Genomic DNA, 15,623 nt, shown 5'->3' on the forward strand with positions numbered 1-15,623 from the left:
TGTTGATAAACCGTTAGGAATAAGACAGGGTTTGAGTCTTTTGATTCCATTGCCAGCAAGGCTGGTTGGGCTGAATCCGTACGCCTCCTAACCAGCGATCGCACGTTTGTAGCGATCGCCAATGTTGCTGTTTATGGAGGAGAGCCAGTCCGAGTGGGGTAATGTCGAATAGGCGTTGCGGCCACGGTAAGTCTAGGGTTCCCGGCTGGACGGTGAGGGGCGAATTAGGAGCATCGAGGAGTTGTTGCAGCACAAACCAATACATGGTGTCTCCCAAATAGGGGAGGGGATCTCGCTCATGGATCAAAGCCTGAAACAGATCCTGGCCAAGACAGGCCCCTTCAGCCAAAATCGTCAAAGTCAAACGCTCCGTTAGGCTGAGGCCATCTTCTACCCAAGGGAATTCTTGTAAATGGCGCATGAGAGCAGGGGCGAGGGCAGACAATTTAGAGGTATCACTGGTCGCAATTGACCATAGATCTTTGGGAGAAGGAGCCGTCACCGCCTGCCAAGTGCGATCGCATAAGTGCATCTGTTCAGCGGTAATGGGCTGACGCTGGGACCACAGCAACGGCAAGGCTTCTACGGGTAACTGCCCTAACCCCCGAAAACATTGAATACCCGGAAAGGAATCAATGCAGATCAATTCTAGTTTTTGGGCATCTCCCAATTCATACCTAAAATAATGCAATAGGTAGGAAAGACTGAGCTGGTCATAACTATCAGCCTCAAACCACAACACAATGCGAGGATAGCGATGGCTGCCCTGCAGTTGATGGTATTCCAGACGAAGGCGATTGCGGACGGCTTCCAGTTCCATTTGATAGGCCGAGGCCATAAATCCAGCCCGTCGTTCAATATACTCTGACCGATTGGTAAGTGACTGCACCGGCCCTTGGCAAAACGGATCGGTAAACGCTAAATAATCCCCCACAAACCCTGCCTGTTGTAGACTCTGTTCCAGATCAGAACCACAGCGGATATGGAGCGTGGGACAATCTGCATCCTGAGGCACGAGTTGTGGAGCCTTTAGCTTGTTCCGAATCCGCTCCATTTGGTCAATGTGCGCTTTCATTTGCGACCAGCTGGAAAACCGATTTTCTCGAGCAATCACCAGCTGAGCATCTGCTAACTGCAGCAGATTCATAAACATGACTTGTCCTGGCCGACAGTCAGGATGATACTTCTGAAAGCGATCAATCGATATAGGATCTCCCGCTTTTGCCTTTTTCAAAATATCTTTAGCACGCTTGCGTTGTTGCTCAAGATTCAAGCGGCCATCATTTTTTGAATCAGGGTGTTGGGGCATTTAGTTAAGAAAGTCACCTGCGTTCGCTCCTCAGGAAAAGGTTTTTAGCGTAACTAATGATGGGCGCAGCCCTTTCCGCGAACGTGGTGGTGCTCACAACACTCTATTGAGTAAATATACCAGCAATATTTTTATTTGCACAAGAATTTTTTACGTTGAGCAATAGCAAGAAACTAGCGTTAATCCAATGCCCGAGAACGTCTTAGATTCATCATTTTTCGGGAAAAAGTGAATGTTTGCTCTTCTCATAAAGATTATGAGGTATAAGTTATAGCAATATTTAGACGATACTGAGAACAACCCATTTAAATACCCAAATCATTGGCCAATGAGGCTAACTTCCACATCATTCTCAAATCAAAAAGACAATGTTTGCTACAGGAAATATAGAAAACATTATCTACAAAAAAGAAAACTATAACTACTTAAGTAAGATAGATAACATACACAAAATTCAAGACTGCACACCAGCCGTTTCCAGGACTCACTAGTCTTGAGCTGTAGAGAATACCTCTATTAATGTGGTTACTCCGTCGTGTCAGAGTAATGCAAGTTTCAACGGCTATGCCTGACACAATACACTTCAGACAATAGCTTTTCCAGCACGGCGATACAGCGGAGCAAGCTCCCGTGCATCGCTTGTTTATCAAAGGCGGCACCCAGATTCGAACTGGGGATAAAGGCTTTGCAGGCCCCTGCCTTACCACTTGGCTATGCCGCCATTGGAGAACTTTTAGTTACTAACCTTGAGGTTAGCAATTTTACAAAAAGCTCAGCAATCATTAACCATATCATGGTTTAGAGAAGAATGGCTGCATAGACGCTAGTACTTGAGTTATCACTCCAGCAGGCTCAGCCCAGCAGCCCATTTATTCATGAATTACAAACCCTCTTTGGGAACCAGAGCCCACCACCCAAAGGACGGCCCCACAAATCGAACGACTATCCAGGAGAGCAGGACAATAAACACTCCAACCCAACTCCCTTTCATTACCAGGTTATAGATTTTCTCCAGCTGGCTCTTAGTCACAGGGAACCAAGACACCATTCTAGATTCTTTACCATAGTCGTTGCCTAAGGCTTCTTGACGACGTTTTGCTTCACCCATTTCTTTTCCCTAATCTAGACAACTAAAGTAGCAAGCAGTGCTGCTTAAATCTTATCGACAAAATGGGGTTGGACTACAGTGGGATCATTCTGATTTAAGATACGGTTCAATTATCTAGAGCCGCCGGTGACCAGATGTTGATGATGTCGCGAATAAGCTGTCATCCAGATAGTTAATGCGCGAATAGGGACTCATTGCCGTTAAGACTTGTTGGCCATAGCTGCGATGTAAGACCCGATTATCGAATAGAGCCACGATGCCTTGATGACGTCTGATGGGTGCGATCGCAGCCTGTAGCGTTCGCAAAGCCGTGGGTAATAAATAGAGACGGAACCAGTCTTGGCGATGCTGCTTATAGTAAGCCACCCGACCCGCGACCCGCGGATCTTCCAAGGAAGGGATAGGTAGAGTCGCCACAACCAGCAGGGCAGGAATGGGCAGGGTGGCCTGATGCTGTAACCAATAGTCCCAACCTGTAATCAGAATTGTTTCTGCGTCCAGATCTGACGTTTCCATCTGCACCCGAGAGCCAAATTCAGATGCCATCGCTGTTGCCATTTGACGCTGCATCGGCGTGTCTTCGATAATAATGACCGTCGGTCCACCGGGCTGAGCATTAGCCACCATGAGTAGATGCAGCTGCTTAAGTAAGGCCCCTTGAAAAGCAGGGGTATTGGGCATGGGTAAGCCATCTGGCAGATACAGCTGCACCGCTTCTGCTTCCCGGTTGGCTCCAAATTGGACATAGGTCATGTCTTCGAGGCCCAATTGCTGGCGAAACAGCTTCGCCTCGGGTTCGAGATCAAAACTACTGCCCATCAGCACCACCGGCTGTCGCGACCATAGCCCCTGCAAACTGCGATTCACTTCATTGGGGGCACAGTGCAAAATAAAAGCACCGTTGGCGCGGTTCAGACCACTCCAAAGTAAATGATGGTCGGACCGATAGGCTTGCCAGAACTGCTGCCAATTCGGTGGACTAAGGGTCATATCATGAGCCAGAACCGCCAGATGCAGCTGGGCTAGGACATGACGCTCTTTCTGCTCAATCAGGGTGTGGCCATAGGGATTTTCAGGATGCTGAAAGAGAGCACGGGTCAGCTTGACACGAGTCTCTCGAATCAGCTCTAACAGCGGCGGATAACACCAAGTGAGTTGCTCCCAGTCTGGTGGGTGTAAGGACAGGGTGAGCTGCTGCTGAGCCCAACCTTCGATTTGGTCGGCATTATCAATCAGAGTGGGGATATCGGTGGGAAACTGATAGGTCTGGGTGAGATAGTCTCGGAACCACGCCTCGGGGGTCACTAGTAACACCCCTTTAAAGTGATCGCCGGGCCAGTGGTCAGAGGCCAAAATTGGCTTCTTAATCTGCATCCATTCGTGGAGATGGGGCATTTCAGCCCGGAGCAGTTGCTGTTGTGCAGCCAAAGGGGCCACTAAAATCACGGCTTCTCGCCAGATCATCAGAGGCGCCAAATAGCTGAGACGGTGGAGCCCCTGATGTTTAGCGGCAGCACTAATTTGGATGAGGGCACTCCGTCGCAATCGGAAGGCTCGGGCAACGAGGCGAGCAATGGTGAGGTGATGAGGCCATTGATCAGATCCCTGATCCCGCAAGAAAGCATGGAGTTGGCGGTGGACTTCGACCTCAATCACAATCAAAAATGAAATGACAATGCATGACTTTCATTCTGGCACAGTCTCTAGATTGTGCCGAACACCCGCCTTAAGCCTGCTGTAAAAAGGCCACTAATGCTTGCAGCTTCTCCCAAGCAGCACCGCTAGCCAGAATGGCTTTGGCTTGGGTCACCCCCTCACCATAGGTCTCTACAGCATGACCGACAAATAAGGCTAATGCTGTATTCAAGGCCACAACATCCGTTTGGGCGGCTGTGCCTTTGCCTTGGAGCACCGCCTGCAAAATTTCGGCATTTTCGTCCACGCCACCCCCTTGTAGGGCTGTCAGGGGCGCTGCAGTCAGCCCTAATTCCGCAGGCTCCAAAATATCTTGACTCACCTGCCGATCATCAACAACCGCAATATCGGTCAGATCGCCCAATCCGGCTTCATCCAAATTTTCTCGCCCATGCAAAACGACGGCTCTTTGCACACCCAAGGTCTTGAGCGCTGAGGCGAGGGGGTAAAGCAAGGCTGGATCGTATACGCCTAGCACTTGTCCTGTGGGTCGGAGGGGATTGACTAATGGCCCTAACAGATTAAAGATGGTGCGAACTTTCAGGGTTTTGCGCAGGGGCACCACTGCTTTCATGGCAGGGTGCCAACCGGGGGCAAACAAAAACGTAATCCCCACCTCTGCCACAGCAGCCTGAATTTTCTCCGGTGGAGCAGCCAGATTGATACCCAAGGCTTCTAAAACATCAGCGGATCCCACCCGGCTAGAGGCAGAACGATTGCCATGTTTAGCAACAGGGATTCCAGCAGCAGCAGCCGTAAAGGCCACGGCAGTGGAGATATTAAAGGTTGAAGCGCCATCTCCCCCAGTCCCACAGGTATCAATCAGGGGAGAAGGCATAACCACCTGTGACTCTACAGATTGCTGCAGCAGTACGGTCGCCATCCCCGATAACTCGTCCGCCGATACTCCTTTCGCCTGCAGTGCTGCCAAAATCGCTCCTGATACAACTGGAGGCACGGCATCTTGCAGCCAGCCTTCCATCAATTGAGAGGCTTCAATTTGGGTCAAGGACTGACCCTCTAGGAGTTGTTGTAGGAGTTGAGACCCATCCAGGGTCTCTGGCGCTAACGTCATAAAACTATCCTGAGGCGAGAGTGGTGAGAGCAGACCCCGTGACCCGGCAAATTCGCCAGTCGGGGAGAACGGTTGCTCCTAGTGTTTCATAGAATGCGATCGCAGATTCGTTCCAATCCAACACACTCCATTCCAAGCGACCATAATCCCGCTCTGTCACTAAGTTTGCTAAGCACTGCAGCAATGCTTTACCAATCCCTTGCCCCCGATGGCGCTCTTGCACATACAGATCTTCCAAGTACAAACCGGGCTGAGTTAAAAAAGTCGAGTAGCTTGTAAAGAACAGGGCATAGCCGATGATCTGCTGATCCCTTTCAGCCACTAGCGCCTCTATGTAAGGTCTATCACCAAATAAGTGATTCTCTAAAGCATCTACACTGCCAGTGACCGCATCTTCTAAATGCTCATACTGGGCAAGTTCTAGAATCAGCCCAAACAATGCTGAGACATCCCCCTTCTCAACGGCACGAATTGAAATAGTTACATTCGCCATTTCTATTCCTCAGCCGCCGTAACGGTATTGGTAGACGAAAAACGCTCCGAGATCGCAGCCGTCATAATATGCGAGAGCAGGCCAATGGGACCCACCAACACACATAGAACTAACGAGTGGCTCGTCCAGATGCCCGTACGCTGACCTTCCCAGTAAATCCAGCGTCCCACAAACAAATCCATCACCAAAAAATGAACCCAAGCCGCCGCCGCTATCTGCTCTTGGCCAAACAACTGGGCAACATCAGCCAGGGTAGGATTCGCTAAGACCTTTGCTGATTCGGGGGTTAGGGCGACAGCAAATAGAGTAGTGTACACAATCGCCAAGCCCACAAAGGGCAAATAAGACGTAAGAAGGCGACGGGTCCAATCCCACTGGGGCAGAATAATCATTAATGCCCAGAAGGGCAGCACAAATACGTTGGCAATCGTAAACCATTGAGAGATCGTCATCATCAAGACCGTTACTGCGACCATTTCCCCTATTGTCAACTGATTGGGGACTATCTGAGCAAGAAGTTCCTAGGGTTATGATCTAAGATGAATGAGTCTTGCGTCTATCACTATTGAACTTAGGGAACACCTATGCCACGCCGTCGTACGAAGACTTCTGGGTTACATCGTTGGTCACGACCACTGATTGGAGCCCTTGCTGTGTTGGGGGCTACGAATACAGGATATTTGACGGCCACCAAACTAGCAGGTGGAGAAGCAGCCTGCCCCACAAAAGGATGCGATCTCGTTCTGTCTAGCCAATATGCCACCGTCTTAGGTCAGCCCTTAGCGTTGTTTGGCCTGCTGGCGTATATTGCAATGGCTGTTTTTGCCCTGGCTCCGCTGGCCATCGGTGGCGACAACAAAGAGTTGCGAGCAACCGCTGAAAACATCACTTGGTTCCTTTTATTTATGGGATCCACAGCCATGATGTTTTTCAGTTGGTACCTGATGTACATCATGTACTCTAAGTTCGTGGTGCCCTTTGGCGCTGGCGCTATTTGCATCTATTGCATTGCCTCAGCGACTCTGGCCACCTTGATGTTCCTCCTCACCATTCTGGGACGGTCATGGGAGGATGTCGGTCAGCTTGTCTTTACAGGCATTATTGTTTCAGTGGTGACGTTAGTTGGCACTTTAGGCATCTACTCGCATATTGATAAGCCTGCAGCAGCCAATTCAGACACAGAGTACAAGATCACATCTGCAACGGACCAGGTATTCTTTACCATCACCGATTCCTCTGGAGAAGCTGAGCTAGAGTTAGCTAAACATCTCAAACAAACCGATGCCAAAATGTTTGGTGCCTTTTGGTGTCAACATTGTGCAGCTCAGAAAAAGCTGTTTGGTGTCCAAGCCATTTCTGAAATGCCATATGTTGAATGTGCACCGGAAGGTCCTAGCCCTCAAGTAGAGGTATGTAGTGAGGAATTAGGCAAAGCTAGCGAGAAGCTGCGACCCATTATTGGTCGAGATGCGGGGTTCCCAACATGGAAGATTGGCGATAACTACTATTCTGGACAGCAATCTTTAACAGACTTGGCAGAATATTCCGGTTACACCGGTCCCAAAGATTTCAAGAATGCACTGAAGTAATTTTCGTCGACTAGCTGTAGCGTTCTTCAGCCCAAGGCTCTCCGCGTCGGTGGTACCCGTTTTCTTCCCAAAATCCGAGCTGTTCGTGATCTAGAAACTCTAAACCGTTCAGCCACTTGCCACTCTTCCAGGCATAAAGGTGGGGAACAACCAATCGTAGCGGCCCACCATGATCAACGGGGAGCGTCTTTCCATCTAAGGTGTGGGCAAAGAAGGTTTGCTCCTGCAAAAAATCGTCGAGGGTTAGATTTGTGGTGTAGCCCCCATAACAATGCTGCATAACATGGGTAACGCCTGGCTGCAGCTCTATCCGCTGCATAAAATCAGATACAGAAAAACCAGCCCAGCTTACATTTAGCTTGGACCAGTGAGTCACACAATGAAAATCAGCGGTGAAGGTGGATTGAGGTAAGGCTAAGATATCGGACCAGACAAAGGTTTGTTCTTTAACAAGGCCCCAAACCTTAAACTGCCAATCTTCGAGGGTAATTTGCGGTGTTTCACCATAGGTCAGAACTGGAAACCGATTGGCTAAATGCTGACCTGGGGGAACGCGTTGCTTTTCGCTAGTGTTGGGTTTGCGAAAATATTTACCCACGCTCCTTACTCATCTTCGTCTTCGTCATCATCCTTAGTGGGATATTCAAAGCCTTTAGCTCGGCCTGTGAGAACAGATTTACCCGTAGACAGGGCTCTTTGAGCAGCTAAATTTGCTTTGCGGTTCCAATGGGCTCGACGAGAATCGCGCTTAGAATTGGATGTCTTTTTCTTGGGGACAGCCATGGGTATCGATTAGGTATAAAAATACAGCTTTGCCATCTTAGCACTGAACTCTTGAGTAAGAGCCAACCATGCTAGGAGACACAGGATAGAGATCGTCTCAAATAATCTCCAGAGTCAAATTTAGCGACTAGATGCCGAGAGTGGATATATGGTTGCTGAAGACCTTCGCCATTTAATTGGAATCCAGCTATTCCTCCCCGATCATTCAGTGACGGTCAGCATTGGTGTAGCCACCCTTCACCCAAAAGAAGATTGGATGACCTGGATGCAACGAAGCGATGATTATCTCTACCGTGCCAAATCAGCAGGGCGCAATCAAGTGATGTGCATGTGATCTCTCTTTCCAGGTATAACCAAAATATGAAACTGCTACGTCATCATCTAACCCGCATCAGTCTGGTTCTGGGACTGATTTTTGCCCTAGCTGTGGCTGCCCCTGCAGCCTTTGCCATGGGGGGTGACCCACCTCCTCTGGATCAACCTGCACCAACTTTCACATTACCCAGCAATACAGGGGATGGTGAGGTGTCGTTGTCAGACTATCGAGGTCAATGGGTCGTTTTATACTTCTACCCCCAAGACTTTACGCCGGGATGCACGGTCGAAGCCCAGCGTTTCCAGCAGGACCTACCCAAATATATAGAGCGCAACACGCAGGTCATTGGCGTTAGCGTTGATTCTGTAGACAGCCACGCTGAATTTTGTGATTCTGAAGGATTAAAATTTCCGTTATTAGCCGATGAAGATGGCAGTGTGAGTAAAGCCTATGGCTCCTGGATGAGCTACTTTTCCCTGCGGCACACGTATTTGATTGACCCGGAAGGGATCCTACGGCAACAGTACGTTAAGGTACGTCCCATCATTCATAGCGAAGAAGTGTTAGCTCGCTTAGACGAACTACAGGCTGCTAGCTAACACAAACCCCAGATAAGCAAAAAAAATGCCCCCGAAAGGGGGCATGTTTGTTGGAATGCACGTATTGGGTTGATGACGACCCAACGCGCTAATGAGGTTTAAAGGGTTTGCTTATCTCTGAAATAAAGATATCAACCAAAAGTGAAGATATCGCGAATGCCAAAGAAATAATTAATAGCCCTTCAATTTAGTAGGTCTCAACATGCCATCGTCCGGCTTTTTTGAGAGATTTGCGATACTCGATCCAGTCAACACCATGCTTCTCGGCAGCAACGGACATACCTTCATCAATGCCCCCTTCCATGCCTTTCAGGCCACAGATATAGGTATGGGTCTTCTCGTCCTGGATTAGCTCCCATAGGGCATCTGCCTGTTCAGCAATGCGATGTTGGATATACATCTTGCCGCCTTGAGCATTTTGCTGCTCACGACTAATGGCATAGGTGAGCTGGAATTGATCCGAGAATTGATTGGATAAGGCTTCTAGCTGCTCTTTATAGAGGATATTGGCGGTGTAGGGTACACCAAAAAACAGCCAGGCATTGCCTTTGTACTGATAGTCAGGGTGCTTTTCCTGGAACAACCGCCACAGATAGGCCCGAAATGGGGCGATGCCTGTGCCTGTAGCAATCATAATCACATTGGCTTCAGGATCATCCGGCAAGAGCATTTCTTTGCCCACTGGGCCTGTGATGTTAACAGGAGCACCAGGCTGGAGCTGGTTTAAATAGCTGGAGCAAACGCCGTATACTCGCTCGCCTGTCTCGGGATGATTATATTCCAATTGCCGAACGCACAAGGAGACGGTCTGATCATCTCCCTGATCACCATGGCGAGTGGAGGCAATCGAATAGAGCCGGAGCTTATGAGGACGGCCATTTTCATCCGTACCTTCTGGAATAATCCCCAGACTTTGACCTTCAAGGTAATGAAAATCACTTCCTTTGAGATCAAATGTGATGTGGCGGACAGACCCTTCACCATCGATTTGGACTAACTCGTCATTGGCAATGCAAGTGCTAACCAGAGGTTCTTTGGGACGATAGATATTGACGGGGATTTTAGCTTTCAACTGCATAGATATTGAATCTTAGGTTAGCGAATCTACACTTTAACGAGAAGTGCAAGATACATTTAGACTCCAATTACCCTAGGGGTATTCTTTGGATCCCATTGTCGCCATAAGTACAATTTCCAAGAGTCTTTAGATTTGTCAGGCAGTTGTTACAAGAATTTGAGCCGTTCTGTCTGAATTTTCAATGATGCTTATCTATCGGTTCAGACTTTGAAGGTGATCACCATGGTTATTTCTGGCTATTGGGTGAGCCATCATATAATCTAATTAGAGCCCTATTTGTCATTCTCTATATTGAGGTCTTGCCCAAGATAAAACTAATTTCTTAGGAAGAATAATCATATGGGGTGAGAAGCTTTTTTTGGATTTTTTATCTTCAATATAAAAGTGTCTTCTAACAATAAAGTCTTCGCCAAGATTTAGAAGTATATCAATATCATTGGCTTTATAAACATTAGATGCATTTGAGCAATTTCCTTCTACCTCCATATCCATAGCTTCGAGAATCAAACAACCCTCTTTATTGACTACAATTGAAGCTCTCTGAATATTGCCCCATCCAAATCTATTCATGACTATTTTAGGGAGTTCTGCAAATGAAGAGAAGAAAATGCTAATAAAGAAGAAAACAGAAAATCCTATAATAAACGCTTCAGTATACTTAACAATATTTTTCTTATCAAAACAAACAAAGGTTATTATTTTATTGCTGACAATCGCTACAAAATAAAAAAATATAAATATAGATATTAATTGATATTCGCTTTTGTTATAAAAAAATTGAATTTTTTCTTTTCCTACAATAACTATATAAACAACAGGCATAATTATCAGTATAAATGATGGGTATATGCTCGTCAAAATCAATCTCAAAGGATTGATTTTTAAGATTAATATTTTCACTAAATACTTAAAATGACTTTTTTTACTTGTTTTTCTAAAATCAACATCATGATTTATCTTTGAATTATTTTCACTTGAATACTTTCTATGATTTTTATCAGGATATAAAATACCTTTATTTTTTGCGAGCGTTAAAGCTATTCGAGAATTTTTAATGACATTATAAGGAATATATAAAGCTATGCAGAGCATTAAAATTGCAATAGATAAATACATCAAATTATATGCATTAATTACAAATTCATTGAATGATATGCTCGTTAAATAAGATACTGAAAACAATAAAAGCATTGCTGAAGTATTTAATCTAATAAATCCCTTTGGGCGTCTATCTCCTTCAGACAATAAAGACTTTGGGTACTTATTATTAAGAACTGTAGATAACCATAAAAGGCCAGGACTAACAAATACTATAGCAACCATGATTATTATAATCATGCTTACTATTGCTGCTGTAAATAGAAGTGATACTGAAGACTCCCAGCTTAAATTAGGCATATAGTTGATACTAAAAAAATAGATTACAAAAATAAATCCTCCTAACATCAATAAAAGGCCATAAGAAATCCCAAATAGCTTTAGCAGATCTCCTGGATTGAAGGATAAAAAATTAGAAAGATTATAGATTAATTCTTCAATAGCATTTGAATTTTTGTCATGGCTATTTTCTGGCTCTTGTGAATTCATAGCAATAAATTTTTTTCTATAAAACTATCTTTAGTCAGGAACCATTACTACAAATTATTGATAAATTTTGTGATTATAGATGTATAGAGGATGCCACCTCTCTTAAGATATAAAAATCCAGACAATCAAATAAATATAGCTACCAACCAATATTTCAATATGACCATTGACGCATAATATTTTCTTTTGAATGTAGCCAGCAAAATTTAATAATGTCCAGCCTAAAATACTTAAACACAAATAGCTAATTTTATATCCCAAATATGTGAGTATCAATAAAAATTTTCATAAGAATTTCGGTCTTTCTTCTTGCATTTGATTAAGCAAACTTTCTAAGGTTAGCCAGTCTGATTTTTCAATAATAATTGTTAGCTGTTCGAGACTTTGGCGGTATTGCTGGAGAGATCGCAACAATTCTTCCCGGTTATATTGGGCCATCATGCAGCCGAGTTCGGGGTTGCCTCCTCCCACACGGCTCGTATCGCGAAAACCAGAGCTGGCGAAAGACTGGGCTAATTGCAGAATCTCTGGATCGGCTTCACTCACACAAGCAGAAATCAAAGCCGCACTCGTCATTTTAGGCAGATGGGAAATCCAAGCCACCGCGCGATCATGCACCGTGGGAGAGCATTCATAAAGGTTGCAATCTAGCTTGTTCACCAGATCTTTCAGCGTCTGAATTACATCAGCTGGCGTCTCAGCCGTCGGGGTAAGAATGTAAGGATTGCCTGCAAACAGCTGGGACTGGGCTGCATGAATTCCGGTTTCTTCACTGCCTGCCATGGGATGACCACCAATAAAGCGAGGCCATAAGGGGGTTAAGCACTTCACCACCGACCCTTTGACAGAGCCCACATCCGTGAGAATGGCGTCTGGAGACAGATGGGGAATCAAACGAGTTGCGATCCCATCAATTACACTCACCGGGGTGCAAATAAACACCACATCCACAGGGGCAAGGGAGGCGAGGTCGGCACTGGCTGCATCGACTGCCCCGAGCTTGACTGCATCTTCACAGGTTTGGGGTTGGCGGCTGACGCCCAAAACGGGATATCCCAAGGCCCGGAAATCATAGGCTAAAGACCCACCAATTAAGCCGAGGCCAACGATACCAATTTTCATCCTGCCAAACTCATAAATTCTATACGGGGAATCAGAGGATCTTGGACCATGCCAATGCCCTGATATTGCCAGCGGTCCAGAATGCCACGAATTTGACTCTTACCGATGGACTCGACGCTAAACTTAGACGCCGCCGCTTGGGCATGGGTATTGAGGTAGCTGAGGGCATCATAATTTTCCGCAAACAGCAGCAGGTAGCGCTGGGGTGCCTCGGGGTCGGGCTGGGCTGCTAGATAATTGCCATCGGCCCGAGAACGGAGCGTGTAGTAGAGAACGGTGTTCATAGGCCTAGTTGAGGTTACTGAGCTTAATGCGTGGATCGACGACGGCTAAGAGAATATCCGCCAGTAAATTGCCCACAATCAACATCACCGCTCCCATCATCAAACCCGCCATTACCAGATACAGGTCTTGGGCCTGCACGGCTTTCAGCAAGAGCTGCCCTAACCCCGGCCAGTTAAAGAAGAATTCAGCGATAAAGGCACCCCCCAAAAGACTCGAAAATTCAAACCCTAACAGGGTAATCAGAGGATTAACGGCATTGCGGAGGGCATGGGTATAGAGCACCTTATTTTCCGGTAAGCCCTTAGCGCGGGCAGTTTGAATATAGTTTTGGCGCAGGACATCCAGCATATTGCCCCGAGTAATCCGCTGTAAGCCCGCAAATCCAGTGACGCTGAGGGCCAAAGTGGGGAGAATCATATGCCAGCCCACATCCAAAATTTTACCCAACCCGTTGAGATCCGCATGATCGATGCTGGTCATATCCCCCACGGGAAATAGGGGCGTACTCTGGGCCAGAAACAGCAGCAGTAAGGCGGTAATAAAGCTGGGAAAGCCCTGACCGATATAGCTGAAGATACGGAGAATGCGATCGCTCCACTGATTCTGATTAACGGCTCCAATAATGCCCAAGGGAATGGCAATGCTCCAGTTAATCACCAGGGAGGCAAGGGCCAAAAGCAGGGTATTGGGAATGCGCTCCCAAATTAACGCCGTGACGGGACGCTGATAGCTAAAGCTTTCGCCAAAATCCCCTTGATAAATCTGTCCCCAGTGGCCTTTCCAAATTTGGGAGAAGTCAAAGGTAAAAATATTTTTCAGCCAGAGACCATACTGCTTGAGTAAGACCCGATCCTTCTGCCACACCTGCACGGATTGATCGGCATTGATCAGGACTAATCGTTCTCCGTTATCCGCAAACTGTAAACCTTTAAGAGGCCCTTGCTTGCCCTCCAAACTGCCCAAAGGCTGGTTATCTTTTTGGGACCAGAGGCGCACGGTTTTGCCGGCGTTGGTGACGAAGGTGGTCCGATCAGGGCTAAAAGCGGATGCAGTGATGGATTGGGAGCTCAGTTTATTTAAATCTTGAGTGTTCAGAGATTTGCCGTCTAAATTCCATTGTTGCCAGGTCTGATGATTAACGATGGTATTGAGTACCGGACCCTCTGGATTTTGATTAAATTGTAGGGCCGTAATGGCCCCTTTATGGGTCAGGGTTTGCTGGAGAGTGCCATTAGTTTTCCACAGGCGCGCCGTTTTATCCCCACTGCCGCTCGCCAAAAGACTACCGTCTGGACTATAGGCTAGCAATGAAATTGAGCCTTCATGACCAGTTAGGGTCTGGAGTGAATCCCCTTCAGTTTTCCACAGGCGAACCGTTTTATCCCCACTCCCGGAGGCGAAGGTTTTCCCATCACTGCTGAAGGCTAAACTCGTCACCGCACCTTTATGACCCTTCAGGGTATTCACCAGGGTGCCATCGGTTTTCCAGAGCTTAATCGTTTGGTCAGCACTGCCGGAAGCAATCAGCTCGCCATCAGCACTGAAAGCTAGAGCGGTAATCGAACCTTGATGTCCCTGGAGCGTTTTGAGGGCAGTTCCCTGGTCATCCCAAAGGGTAACGGTATTCGCACCCCCTGTAAGAATCTGGCTACCATCGGGCTTGATGGCGACGGCCGTAATATCCTTGGTAGAAAATGTGGTTACGGAACTGCGATCGCCCCAGGTATTGCCTAACCCAAATTCTTGGCGCAGTTCTTCTAGGCGCTCTTGGGACATTTGGGGATTATTTTTGAACTGATCGAGGTAGTCGCCAGGGGCTAGATCGACAATATAAAAGGTCAATAGCGATGCCAAAAGCAGGGTGATCAGACCTTGAAACACCCGCTTGATGGTGTACCCGAGGAGTTCGCTACCGATAATTAGTACTCCACTAAAACATTGATCAGACAGTCAGGGAGCTTTTGTCGCCCTGCCAAGCCCGTCAGCTCGATAATAAACCCAAATCCGACGAGGGTGCAGTTCAGGGGCTCCAGGAGTTGAGCTGTCGCTGCAGCCGTGCCTCCGGTTGCCAACAGATCATCCACCACTAATACTCGGCTACCTGGGGGACAGGCATCTTGGTGAATTTCGAGGCGATCGGTGCCGTACTCCAACTCATATTCCTGGGCATGGATGGCCGCAGGGAGTTTTCCGGGCTTGCGCACAGGCACAAAGCCAGCCCCCAACTGATAGGCCAAGGGCGCACCGAAAATAAAGCCTCGGGACTCAATCCCCACCACATAATCAATGGATTGATCCTTAAAATCCTCCGTCAGCCGATCGATGACGTAACGAAGGCCCTCGGGATTTTGCAATAAGGTCGTAATGTCCCGAAACAAAATGCCAGGCTTGGGAAAATCGGGAATATCGCGAATCAGTGATTTGAGATCCATAGGGGTTGTGATTTTGCGCAAGGTGAACAGGGGGGACGACCTTTTATCCTGATTAAAGGACAGGGGACGGTACGTCAGAAATCGTACACTAATGTGGTTGACAATCTGGATGGCTCCCGCTTATTCCCCCAATACCCTGGCAAATTAGGCTG

At 47.1% G+C, this 15,623-nt stretch carries 15 protein-coding genes, 1 tRNA gene and 3 pseudogenes; 3 read left to right on the forward strand and 16 right to left on the reverse strand.

All coding sequences use genetic code 11. The annotated features are described in order from the left end of the window. Positions 1 to 13 precede the first annotated feature (13 nt). The 7 genes from I1H34_RS25440 to I1H34_RS25470 form a co-directional block, all read right to left on the reverse strand. A complete protein-coding gene (locus I1H34_RS25440) occupies positions 14 to 1,309 on the reverse strand; it encodes a DUF1835 domain-containing protein (RefSeq protein WP_212663638.1) in 1,296 nt (431 codons plus the stop codon). Positions 1,310 to 1,959: 650 nt separating this feature from the next. Further along, positions 1,960 to 2,030, reverse strand: a tRNA-Cys gene (locus I1H34_RS25445). 159 nt (positions 2,031 to 2,189) lie between these two features. Next, positions 2,190 to 2,417, reverse strand: a complete 228-nt coding sequence (locus I1H34_RS25450; protein WP_212663639.1) for a DUF2839 domain-containing protein — start codon at positions 2,415 to 2,417, stop codon at positions 2,190 to 2,192. Between the two features lie 114 nt (positions 2,418 to 2,531). After that, positions 2,532 to 4,079 (reverse strand): helicase C-terminal domain-containing protein, encoded by a 1,548-nt coding sequence (locus I1H34_RS25455; RefSeq protein WP_212663640.1) that lies wholly within the window; start codon positions 4,077 to 4,079, stop codon positions 2,532 to 2,534. Positions 4,080 to 4,143: 64 nt separating this feature from the next. Beyond that, on the reverse strand, positions 4,144 to 5,187 hold the full coding sequence (trpD, locus tag I1H34_RS25460; protein ID WP_212663641.1) for an anthranilate phosphoribosyltransferase: 1,044 nt from the start codon (positions 5,185 to 5,187) through the stop codon (positions 4,144 to 4,146). 4 nt (positions 5,188 to 5,191) lie between these two features. Further along, positions 5,192 to 5,680, reverse strand: a complete 489-nt coding sequence (locus I1H34_RS25465) for a GNAT family N-acetyltransferase (protein WP_212663642.1) — start codon at positions 5,678 to 5,680, stop codon at positions 5,192 to 5,194. Positions 5,681 to 5,682: 2 nt separating this feature from the next. Beyond that, on the reverse strand, positions 5,683 to 6,132 hold the full coding sequence (locus I1H34_RS25470; protein WP_212666438.1) for an ABA4-like family protein: 450 nt from the start codon (positions 6,130 to 6,132) through the stop codon (positions 5,683 to 5,685). 132 nt (positions 6,133 to 6,264) lie between these two features. Between I1H34_RS25470 and I1H34_RS25475 the strand changes: the two genes are divergently transcribed. Beyond that, positions 6,265 to 7,269 (forward strand): vitamin K epoxide reductase family protein, encoded by a 1,005-nt coding sequence (locus I1H34_RS25475; protein ID WP_212663643.1) that lies wholly within the window; start codon positions 6,265 to 6,267, stop codon positions 7,267 to 7,269. A 10-nt stretch (positions 7,270 to 7,279) separates the two neighbouring features. Here I1H34_RS25475 and I1H34_RS25480 read toward each other — a convergent pair whose 3' ends face one another. Further along, complete coding sequence (locus I1H34_RS25480) at positions 7,280 to 7,867, reverse strand: sulfite oxidase-like oxidoreductase (RefSeq protein WP_212663644.1); 588 nt, start codon at positions 7,865 to 7,867, stop codon at positions 7,280 to 7,282. Positions 7,868 to 7,872: 5 nt separating this feature from the next. Beyond that, entirely contained in the window at positions 7,873 to 8,052 is a 180-nt protein-coding gene (gene rpmF / locus I1H34_RS25485) for a 50S ribosomal protein L32 (protein ID WP_212663645.1), read from the reverse strand. Positions 8,053 to 8,200: 148 nt separating this feature from the next. On the opposite strand from rpmF, the gene I1H34_RS25490 reads away from it, so the two are divergent. Together I1H34_RS25490 and I1H34_RS25495 are read left to right on the forward strand one after the other, a co-directional pair. Then, entirely contained in the window at positions 8,201 to 8,386 is a 186-nt protein-coding gene (locus I1H34_RS25490; RefSeq protein WP_212663646.1) for a diguanylate cyclase domain-containing protein, read from the forward strand. A 26-nt stretch (positions 8,387 to 8,412) separates the two neighbouring features. After that, a complete protein-coding gene (locus I1H34_RS25495) occupies positions 8,413 to 8,967 on the forward strand; it encodes a peroxiredoxin (RefSeq protein WP_212663647.1) in 555 nt (184 codons plus the stop codon). Positions 8,968 to 9,154: 187 nt separating this feature from the next. Here the strand turns inward: I1H34_RS25495 and I1H34_RS25500 are convergent. From I1H34_RS25500 to I1H34_RS25525, 7 genes and pseudogenes are all read right to left on the reverse strand, one after another. Further along, a pseudogene (locus I1H34_RS25500) lies at positions 9,155 to 10,036 on the reverse strand (FAD-binding oxidoreductase); the annotation flags it as partial. 288 nt (positions 10,037 to 10,324) lie between these two features. Then, positions 10,325 to 11,632: a hypothetical protein gene (locus I1H34_RS25505; RefSeq protein ID WP_212663649.1), complete on the reverse strand. Its 1,308-nt coding sequence runs from the start codon at positions 11,630 to 11,632 to the stop codon at positions 10,325 to 10,327. Positions 11,633 to 11,917: 285 nt separating this feature from the next. Continuing rightward, positions 11,918 to 12,754, reverse strand: coding sequence for a prephenate/arogenate dehydrogenase (locus I1H34_RS25510; RefSeq protein ID WP_249369627.1), 837 nt, complete (start codon positions 12,752 to 12,754; stop codon positions 11,918 to 11,920). Then, positions 12,751 to 13,038: a hypothetical protein gene (locus I1H34_RS25515; protein ID WP_212663650.1), complete on the reverse strand. Its 288-nt coding sequence runs from the start codon at positions 13,036 to 13,038 to the stop codon at positions 12,751 to 12,753. Before I1H34_RS25515 ends, I1H34_RS25510 begins: the two co-directional genes overlap by 4 nt. A 4-nt stretch (positions 13,039 to 13,042) precedes the next feature. After that, positions 13,043 to 13,873, reverse strand: a pseudogene (locus I1H34_RS32330) (ABC transporter permease); the annotation flags it as partial. 456 nt (positions 13,874 to 14,329) lie between these two features. Continuing rightward, a pseudogene (locus I1H34_RS33135) lies at positions 14,330 to 14,815 on the reverse strand (WD40 repeat domain-containing protein); the annotation flags it as partial. 143 nt (positions 14,816 to 14,958) lie between these two features. Further along, positions 14,959 to 15,471, reverse strand: a complete 513-nt coding sequence (locus tag I1H34_RS25525) for an adenine phosphoribosyltransferase (RefSeq protein WP_212663652.1) — start codon at positions 15,469 to 15,471, stop codon at positions 14,959 to 14,961. Positions 15,472 to 15,623 lie beyond the last annotated feature (152 nt).

It is taken from the genome of Acaryochloris marina S15, from assembly GCF_018336915.1.
GTDB classification, from domain to species: Bacteria; Cyanobacteriota; Cyanobacteriia; order Thermosynechococcales; family Thermosynechococcaceae; genus Acaryochloris; species Acaryochloris marina_A.